Raw genomic sequence first — 8,086 nt, forward strand, 5'->3', positions numbered from 1 at the left:
GCCCGCATCCCGGTGACGGACAGGCAAACCGTGAGCAAAAACTGTGACCGCACGACCCGTTGACCCCGCACCGACTGGTCGGTACGTTCCCCGGACATCACGGCGCCGCCCCCCGAATTCTCCGTCCCCGCACCCACCGGAGTGTGCATCCGCATGGACACGGCACCTTCCGCCGCCAAGCCCGCCGCCGACGCCCCGGCGGACCGCCACCGCCGCAAGGTGGCCACCGCGGCCGCGCTCGCTTCGGCCGTCGAGTGGTACGACTACTTCGTCTTCGGCATCGCCGCGGCCCTCGTCCTCGGCGACCTCTACTTCCCGGCGGGCAGCTCCTCCGCCGGTGTCCTCGCCGCCTTCGCGACCTTCGCCGTCGGCTTCCTGGCCCGCCCCATCGGCGGCGTCATCGCCGGTCAGCTCGGCGACAAGCGCGGCCGCAAGCCGATGCTGGTCCTCGCCCTGACCATCATGGGCCTGGCCACCACCGGCATCGGCCTGCTCCCCACGTACGAGACGATCGGCATCGCCGCCCCGCTGCTGCTCGTCTTCCTGCGCGTCCTGCAGGGCATAGCCGTCGGCGCCCAGTGGGGCGGCGCGATGCTCATGGCCACCGAGTACGCCCCCGAGGGCAAGCGCGGTCTCTACGGCAGCCTCGTCCAACTCGGCGTGCCCATCGGCGTGGTGACGGCCAACACCGTCTTCCTCGTCGCCGGTGCCGTCACCAGCGACAGCGCCTTCGCCGCCTGGGGCTGGCGGGTGCCGTTCCTGGTCGGCCTGCTCGTCCTGGGCCTCGCCTGGTACATCCACACCCGGGTCGAGGAGACCCCCGCGTTCAAGGAGGCCGAGCGGGCGCTCGCCGAGCAGGAGAAGGGCGCGGGCCAGAAGCGCTCGCCGCTGCGCACGATCCTGCGCGAGCACCTCGGCACGGTCTTCCTCGCGGGCGGCTCGTTCGCCGTCAACACCGCGACGTTCTACATCATCATCACCGGCGTCCTGGACTACACGACCCGCGAACTCCACATGGAGCGCAGCTCGGTCCTGCTCGTCTCGCTCTGCATCAGCCTCACCCAGCTCGCCCTGATCCCGCTCTCCGCGGCCCTCTCGGACCGCATCGGCCGGCTCCGTATCTACGCCCTGGGCGCGGTGGGACTCGGGGTGTGGGCGGTGCCGATGTTCCTGCTCATCGACACCGGCTCACTGCTCTGGCTGGCCGTCGGCACCTTCGTCTGCAGCTGCTTCCTCAGCATCATGTACGGGCCCCAAGCAGCCCTGTTCGCCGAGCTGTTCACGGCCGAGATGCGGTACACGGGTGCCTCGCTCGGCTACCAGATCGCGGCCGTGGCCGGTGGCGGGCTCGCGCCGTTCGTGATGGTGCTGCTCCTGGAGGCGACCGGCACGTCCATGTCGGTGTCGGCGTACATCATCCTGCTCGCCGTGATCGCGCTGATCAGTATCAAGATCCTGGCCGGACGCGCTGCGAAGCGCTGACCTCGGAGCCCTCGGAGCCCTCGGTGTCCCCGTCGGCTCCGGGGGCCGCCGCGGCTGTGGACGCGGACCCGCGCGGCCGGGAGCGGGACACGGCGACGCCCGCGAGGCAGAAGGCGCCGCCGAGCAGCGTCAGCCAGCCCGGCACCTCGTCGAGCAGCACCCAGGACAGCAGGACCACGATCGCGGGCACGGCGTACGTGGTCGCGCCCATCCGGCCCGCCGTCGTACGGGCAAGGGCGTACGCCCAGGTCGTGAACGCCAGGGCGGTCGGGAAGACGCCCAGGTAGACCATGTTGAGGGTGGCGGAGAGCGGGGCGTGCGCGGCCTCGTCGACCAGGACCCCGGCGAACGGCAGGCAGGCCGCGGCGCCGATCGCGCAGCCGAACGTGGTCACCTGGAGCGGGCTCGCGTACCGCAGCGCGGGCTTCTGCGCGACGACACCGCTCGCGTACGTGAGGGCGGCGACCAGGCAGAGCGCGACGCCGAGCAGGGACGCGTCGCCGCCGCCCGACATCGACAGGCCCACGATCACGGCGCCCGCGAACGACACCGCCATCCCGGCGAGCAGCCGCGGCGGCAGCGTCTCCTTGAGGAGGAGGGCGCCGAGCAGCGCCATGATCAGCGGGCCGATGTTCACGACCAGGGCCGCCGTGCCCGCGTCGACCAGCTGCTCGCCCCAGTTGAGCGCGACCATGTACAGGCCGAACCAGAGCACTCCGGAGACCGCGATGCCCGGCCAGGCGGCGCGCGGCGGCAGCCCTTCCCGGCGCACCGCCCAGATCAGGCCGATGACCACCGTCCCGGAGAGCAGCCGCCCGAGGGCCAGTGCGCCGGGGGAGTACGCCTCGCCCGCGCTGCGGATGGACACGAAGGCGGAGGCCCAGAGCGCCACCGTGACGGCGGCGGCCAGGACCGCGAGACGTTCGGGGCGCAGGAACGCCCGGGGGGATGTGGTCATGGAGCTGAACCTAGAAGGCGGAACGGTTCGGCGGCGAACGAATTGACGGCAACCGTCAATCGTCAACCGGTCAACCGCCGCTCCCGGCTCGCGCGTCCGCGCTCCCGGAACCGGTCAACTCCCGTTCCCCGCAGGCGTATCCACGTTTCCGGCCACCACGTCCCCGCCCCCGCCGAGCGCGGCGAACTGCACCGCGAGCCCGTCAAGGAGCGCCTGCAGTCCGGCCTCGAAGGCGCGCTCGTCGACCTTCTCCTGCCGGTCGGCGAGCAGATGCGCCTGGCCGAGGTGCGGATAGTCGGCCGGGTCGTACGCGGCCTCGTCGTCGACGAAGCCGCCCGCGAAGGAGCCGAGCGCGGAGCCCATCACGAAGTACCGCATCAGGGCGCCGATGGAGGTGGCCTGCGCGGCCGGCCAGCCCGCCGCGGTCATCGCCCCGAACACCGCGTCCGCGAGCCGCAGTCCGGCCGGCCGTCGGCCGGGACCCTGGGCGAGCACCGGAACGATGTTGGGGTGCTCGGTGAGCGCCGCCCGGTACGAGACGGCCCAGTCGTGCAGCGCGGTGCGCCACGGGCGGCCGTCCTCGAACATCGACAGGTCGACCCGCGCGCTCACCGAGTCGGCGACCGCTTCCAGGAGCTGGTCCTTGGTGCGGAAGTGGTTGTAGAGGGAGGGGCCGCTGACGCCCAGTTCGGCGGCGAGACGCCGGGTGGAGAGCGCGGCGAGCCCCTCGGCGTCGACGAGCGCGCGGGCCGTGTCGACGATCTTTTCTCGGCTGAGGAGGGGCTTGCGCGGTCGGGCCATGCGGCTCATAGTAGGCCCTGCCGACAGAAAACTAGCAGTGGTAATTAAAAGTGGGGTGCACCGCGTGAACCTGGAGCTCAGTGAGGAACAGACCGCGGTCAGGCAGCTCGCGCGGGACTTCGTCGACCGGGAGATCACCCCGCATGTCGTCGAGTGGGACCGGGCCGAGAACGTCGACCGCGCCATCGTGAAGAAGCTCGGCGAGGTCGGCTTCCTCGGCCTCACCGTCGACGAGGAGTACGGCGGCTCCGGCGGCGACCACCTCGCGTACTGCCTCGTCACCGAGGAGCTCGGCCGCGGCGACTCCTCGGTGCGCGGCATCGTCTCCGTCTCCCTCGGCCTGGTCGCCAAGTCCATCGCCGCCTGGGGCAGCGAGGAGCAGAAGCGGCAGTGGCTGCCCGGCCTGACCTCCGGCGAGTACGTCGGCTGCTTCGGCCTCACCGAACCGGGCACCGGCTCCGACGCGGGCAACCTCAGCACCAGGGCCGTACGGGACGGCGACTCGTACGTCATCGACGGCACCAAGATGTTCATCACGAACGGGACTTGGGCCGATGTCGTGCTCCTCTTCGCGCGCACCGGCGCCGAACCCGGCCACCGCGGCGTCTCCGCCTTCCTCGTCCCCACCGACAGCCCCGGCCTGACCCGGCGCACCCTGCACGGCAAGCTCGGGCTGCGCGGTCAGGCCACCGCGGAACTGGTCCTCGACGGCGTGCGGGTGCCGGCGAGCGCGATGATGGCGCCCGAGGGCAAGGGCTTCTCGGTCGCGATGTCCGCGCTCGCCAAGGGCCGGATGTCGGTGGCGGCGGGCTGTGTCGGCATCGCCCAGGCGGCGCTCGACGCGGCCGTGAAGTACGCGGGCGAGCGCGAGCAGTTCGGCAAGCCGATCGCCGCGCACCAGCTGGTCCAGGAGCTGATCAGCGACATCGCCGTCGACGTGGACGCCGCCCGCCTGCTGACCTGGCGCGTCGCCGACCTCATCGACCGCGGACTGCCCTTCACCACCGAGTCCTCCAAGGCCAAACTGTTCGCCTCCGAGGCCGCGGTGCGCGCCGCGAACAACGCACTCCAGGTCTTCGGCGGATACGGCTACATCGACGAGTACCCGGCGGGCAAACTCCTGCGCGACGCCCGCGTGATGACGCTGTACGAGGGCACCAGCCAGATCCAGAAGCTCGTCATCGGCCGCGCTCTGACCGGCATCTCGGCTTTCTGAGTACGCAGTTGAGTAGCTGTACGGATAGGGGTCGCGGCTGCGTGGGTCGATGCTCTGGGACATGACAACCGAAGCGCCGATCAAGCAGCAGAGCACCGCCGCGTACTACGGCATGGCGGTCGCCTCCTTCGCGGTCGCCCTGGCCGCCGTCGTGATCGCCGTCCTCTACATGGACGTCGACGTCTGGATCCGGGCCTTCCTCGCCGTCGCGATGCTCTACCTGGTCACGTCGTCCTTCACGCTCGCCAAGGTCGTCCGCGACCGACAGGAGGCCGGAGCCCTGGTCAGCCGGGTCGACCAGGCCAGACTGGACAAGATCCTCGCCGACCACGACCCCTTCAAGAGCCCCTGAACCCACACCGGCGCCCGTAGCCGCCCCTGCCCCTAAGCGCTTGCTCACCGGCAGGGGTATGGTGTGCGTCCTGGATGAGGGAAGGGGCCCGTGATGAGTACGGCGCAGGAGACCGACGGCGACGACCTGCCGTGGGGCGAGGTGACGCCGGACGCGGCCAGGCGGCTGCTCATCGCCGCGGTCGAGGCCTTCGCCGAGCGCGGGTACCACGCGACCACCACGCGTGACATCGCGGGCCGCGCGGGCATGAGTCCCGCCGCCCTCTACATCCACTACAAGACGAAGGAAGAACTGCTCCACAGGATCAGCACCATGGGGCACGCCAAGGCGCTCGACATCCTGGAGACCGCGGCGGACGGCCCCGGCGACGCGGCCGACCGCCTCGCCGCCGCGGTGCGCGACTTCGTCGTCTGGCACGCCGGACACCACACCACCGCACGCGTGGTGCAGTACGAACTGGACGCGCTCGGCGCCGAGCACCGCGCCGAGGTCGTCCTGCTGCGCCGCCGCTGCGACGCCGCCGTGCGCCGGATCCTCAGCGACGGCGTGCGCGCGGGCGAGTTCGAGGTGCCCGACGTCTCCGGCACCACCCTCGCGGTGCTCTCGCTCTGCATCGACGTGGCCCGCTGGTTCAACGTGGCCGGGCGCTGGACCCCGGACCAGGTCGGCGAGATGTACGCGGACCTGGTGCTGCGGATGGTCGGCGCCCAGGGCGGCGCGTCAGAACCTCGCTGAGTCGTACGCGAAGGCGCCCCGGCCGTGACGGCCGGGGCGCCTCGCTGTCTCTCGGGCACACCTCAGAAGTAGAAGCGGGACACCGCCTCCGCCACACAGGCGGGCTTGTCGCCGTCCTCACGCTCGACCGTGACGACGGTGGTGATCTGTACGCCGCCGTCCTTGGTCTCGGTGACCTCCTTGAGCGTGCCCGTGGCGCGCAGCCGCGAGCCGACCGGCACCGGGGAGGGGAAACGCACCTTGTTCGTGCCGTAGTTGATGCCCATCCGCACGTTCTCCACCCGCATGATCTGCGGCACCAGGGTGGGCAGCAGCGAGAGCGTCAGATAGCCGTGCGCGATGGTCGTACCGAAGGGGCCGTCGGCGGCCTTCTCCGCGTCGACATGGATCCACTGGTGGTCGCCCGTGGCGTCCGCGAACAGGTCGATCCGCTTCTGGTCGACCTCGAGCCAGTCGCCGGTGCCCAGCTGCTCGCCGACGGCCGTCCGCAACTCCTCGACCGACCTGAAGATCCTCGGCTCCGCCATGTCCCATGCCTCCCGGGTGAGTGTGTCTAAGCGCTTGCTCAGCATGCTCGCCGGGCGCCTGCCTGTCAACGGATGTCGCAGGTAGGGTCCATGGGTGCCGCAGATTCCCGAGAAGGTCCACGAACTCACCGTCGGCCAGCTGTCCCAGCGCAGCGGCGCCGCCGTCTCCGCCCTGCACTTCTACGAGTCCAAAGGGCTGATCAGCAGCCGTCGCACCAGCGGCAACCAGCGCCGCTACCACCGGGACGCACTGCGTCGCGTCGCCTTCGTACGGGCCGCGCAGCGCGTCGGCATCCCGCTGGCCACGATCCGCGACGCGCTCGCCCAGCTCCCCGAGGAGCGCACCCCCAACCGCGACGACTGGGCCAAGCTCTCCGAGACCTGGCGCACCGAACTCGACGAGCGCATCAAGCAGTTGGGCCGCCTGCGCGACCACCTCACCGACTGCATCGGCTGCGGCTGCCTGTCCCTGGAGAACTGTGTGCTCTCCAACCCGGACGATGTCTTCGGCGACCGGCTCACGGGTTCCCGGCTGCTCGCCGAGGGGCGCAAGTAGCGCTCCCCGCACGCCGGTTCAGTACCACCGTCGCGCGGGCACCGTTCACCACAGGCCCGCACCATGTCCGACGTCAGAAGGAGTGCCGATGAGCCTCGTGATCTGCTCGCTGCTGTGGGACGCCGAAAAGGGCGGCAATCAGTCGATCACCTACGACGAGGACGGCTATCACCTGGTGCGCTTCCCGTACGGGGAGAGCCAGGAGTCGTACGACCCGTGGAAGATGCACGACCCGGCGCACGGCGGTGACGCGCCGTCGAAGTTCCCGGACGCCCGGTCCGGCCTGATATGGCCGAGCCACGACGGCTGGGGCGTGCTGTCCGCGCTCGCGTTCTGGGACCCGGACTCGCGGCCCTCCGAGTACCGCGCGAGATTCGTGCGCGACCCGCTCGGCTCCGGGTACGACTCGACGGCGACCACGGACTCGGCGCCCACCGGCGGCGGCCAGTACCGCTCGTACACCTGGCAGATGTTCGTCCGCAAGGGCACGCCGCTGGCGTTCAAGGTCTCCGCGCGCGGGCGCGGCGACGTGAAGATCAAGGCCCCTTTGACGCACGCCCAGTTCAAGCTCGCGATCCACACGGATGTGCAGACGCCCTGAGCGTGTGGATGCCTGTGGCACGGGGGTGCGGCTGGACCGGCGGCACCCCCGTCGTGCTCACACCGGTATGAGCGCCCTGAACTGCCGGGCCCGCACCAGGGCTCGGGGTGCCAGGACCGGCTGCGGTACGACGATGCCGCAGTCGGCGCAGACCGGGCCCGCGGACGGTTCGTGCGCCAGGCCGTCCTTCCACACGATGCCGGTCGACGCGCAGACCGGGCAGCAGTGGCCGGGCTCGCGCTCCAGGGCCGCGATCAGCTTGCGCAGCACGTCGGCGAGCGGCTCGGTGGGGTGGACGTGCGGGTCGTCGCACCAGGCGACGCCGTGCCCGCCCCAGGTGAGCCGGTGCCAGTCGTCGGTGGAGCCGGGGCTGCGGAGTCCGTCGTGCTTCTCCTGCTTGCGCCGGTGGGCGAACTCCGTCTCGTACGCGAGCCAGACAGCGCGCGCCGCTTCGAGTTCGTCGAGCGCGGCGATCAGCCGCGCTGGGTCGGGGGACCGGTCCTCGGGGCCGAAACCGGCCCGCGCGCACAGATGGTCCCAGGTGGCCCGATGGCCGTAGGGGGCGAACCGCTCCAGACACTTGCGCAGCGAATACCGCCGCAGCGCCAAGTCGTTGTGTCCGTCGCGGACCTGTCTCGCGAGGCTTCTGAATCCAGCCATCGCATCGCACCTCCGTCGCTACTGCTTCGGCTACTCGGCGTCGGCGAAAAAGACGTCGGCCTATAGACGTATCGACTCGCGATCCGGCTCCATCCGTTTTCCGATGGCTCCCATCACGAGACGGGAGTCCATCACACGGCTCGTGGGATCCACGTAAACGTCCGGGCCGAGCGGCATCCCCCACGGGTGCTTCTCCCC

Annotated in this window: 10 protein-coding genes; 6 read left to right on the forward strand and 4 right to left on the reverse strand. The window is 70.9% G+C overall.

The features are described from left to right. Positions 1-153: 153 nt before the first annotated feature. On the forward strand, positions 154-1,482 hold the full coding sequence (locus tag GUY60_RS30225; protein WP_161703537.1) for an MFS transporter: 1,329 nt from the start codon (positions 154-156) through the stop codon (positions 1,480-1,482). On the opposite strand, the gene GUY60_RS30230 is transcribed toward GUY60_RS30225, so the two are convergent. Both GUY60_RS30230 and GUY60_RS30235 read right to left on the reverse strand, forming a co-directional pair. Beyond that, positions 1,448-2,440 (reverse strand): DMT family transporter, encoded by a 993-nt coding sequence (locus GUY60_RS30230; RefSeq protein WP_161703539.1) that lies wholly within the window; start codon positions 2,438-2,440, stop codon positions 1,448-1,450. The genes GUY60_RS30225 and GUY60_RS30230 overlap by 35 nt on opposite strands. 114 nt (positions 2,441-2,554) lie before the next feature. After that, on the reverse strand, positions 2,555-3,241 hold the full coding sequence (locus GUY60_RS30235; protein ID WP_161703541.1) for a TetR family transcriptional regulator: 687 nt from the start codon (positions 3,239-3,241) through the stop codon (positions 2,555-2,557). A 64-nt stretch (positions 3,242-3,305) separates the two neighbouring features. Between GUY60_RS30235 and GUY60_RS30240 the strand changes: the two genes are divergently transcribed. From GUY60_RS30240 to GUY60_RS30250, 3 genes are all read left to right on the forward strand, one after another. Then, a complete protein-coding gene (locus GUY60_RS30240; RefSeq protein WP_161703543.1) occupies positions 3,306-4,457 on the forward strand; it encodes an acyl-CoA dehydrogenase family protein in 1,152 nt (383 codons plus the stop codon). Positions 4,458-4,518: 61 nt separating this feature from the next. Next, positions 4,519-4,809: a YiaA/YiaB family inner membrane protein gene (locus tag GUY60_RS30245; protein WP_281368608.1), complete on the forward strand. Its 291-nt coding sequence runs from the start codon at positions 4,519-4,521 to the stop codon at positions 4,807-4,809. A gap of 93 nt (positions 4,810-4,902) precedes the next feature. Further along, the gene (locus GUY60_RS30250; protein ID WP_161703547.1) at positions 4,903-5,544 is read left to right on the forward strand and encodes a TetR/AcrR family transcriptional regulator; all 642 of its coding nucleotides are present in this window, start codon (positions 4,903-4,905) and stop codon (positions 5,542-5,544) included. A gap of 62 nt (positions 5,545-5,606) precedes the next feature. Here the strand turns inward: GUY60_RS30250 and GUY60_RS30255 are convergent, their stop codons facing one another. Beyond that, the gene (locus GUY60_RS30255; RefSeq protein WP_161703549.1) at positions 5,607-6,071 is read right to left on the reverse strand and encodes a MaoC family dehydratase; all 465 of its coding nucleotides are present in this window, start codon (positions 6,069-6,071) and stop codon (positions 5,607-5,609) included. A gap of 94 nt (positions 6,072-6,165) precedes the next feature. Here GUY60_RS30255 and soxR point away from each other — a divergent pair, with 94 nt between their 5' ends. Beyond that, positions 6,166-6,627: a redox-sensitive transcriptional activator SoxR gene (gene soxR / locus GUY60_RS30260; protein ID WP_161703563.1), complete on the forward strand. Its 462-nt coding sequence runs from the start codon at positions 6,166-6,168 to the stop codon at positions 6,625-6,627. A gap of 88 nt (positions 6,628-6,715) precedes the next feature. Further along, entirely contained in the window at positions 6,716-7,228 is a 513-nt protein-coding gene (locus GUY60_RS30265; RefSeq protein ID WP_161703565.1) for a hypothetical protein, read from the forward strand. 57 nt (positions 7,229-7,285) lie between these two features. Here the strand turns inward: GUY60_RS30265 and GUY60_RS30270 are convergent, their stop codons facing one another. After that, positions 7,286-7,888, reverse strand: coding sequence for a hypothetical protein (locus tag GUY60_RS30270; protein WP_161703567.1), 603 nt, complete (start codon positions 7,886-7,888; stop codon positions 7,286-7,288). Between the last annotated feature and the right edge of the window lie 198 nt (positions 7,889-8,086).

The sequence above is a fragment of the Streptomyces boluensis genome (assembly GCF_009908195.1).
Classification (GTDB): domain Bacteria; phylum Actinomycetota; class Actinomycetes; order Streptomycetales; family Streptomycetaceae; genus Streptomyces; species Streptomyces boluensis.

Bases quoted from the DNA above. Each gene is read 5' to 3' on its own strand.
- GUY60_RS30225 (WP_161703537.1), top strand. From the start codon at position 154: ATGGACACGGCACCTTCCGCCGCCAAGCCCGCCGCCGACGCCCCGGCG.
- GUY60_RS30230 (WP_161703539.1), bottom strand. From the start codon at position 2,440: ATGACCACATCCCCCCGGGCGTTCCTGCGCCCCGAACGTCTCGCGGTC.
- GUY60_RS30235 (WP_161703541.1), bottom strand. From the start codon at position 3,241: ATGGCCCGACCGCGCAAGCCCCTCCTCAGCCGAGAAAAGATCGTCGAC.
- GUY60_RS30245 (WP_281368608.1), top strand. From the start codon at position 4,519: ATGACAACCGAAGCGCCGATCAAGCAGCAGAGCACCGCCGCGTACTAC.
- GUY60_RS30250 (WP_161703547.1), top strand. From the start codon at position 4,903: ATGAGTACGGCGCAGGAGACCGACGGCGACGACCTGCCGTGGGGCGAG.
- GUY60_RS30255 (WP_161703549.1), bottom strand. From the start codon at position 6,071: ATGGCGGAGCCGAGGATCTTCAGGTCGGTCGAGGAGTTGCGGACGGCC.
- GUY60_RS30265 (WP_161703565.1), top strand. From the start codon at position 6,716: ATGAGCCTCGTGATCTGCTCGCTGCTGTGGGACGCCGAAAAGGGCGGC.
- GUY60_RS30270 (WP_161703567.1), bottom strand. From the start codon at position 7,888: ATGGCTGGATTCAGAAGCCTCGCGAGACAGGTCCGCGACGGACACAAC.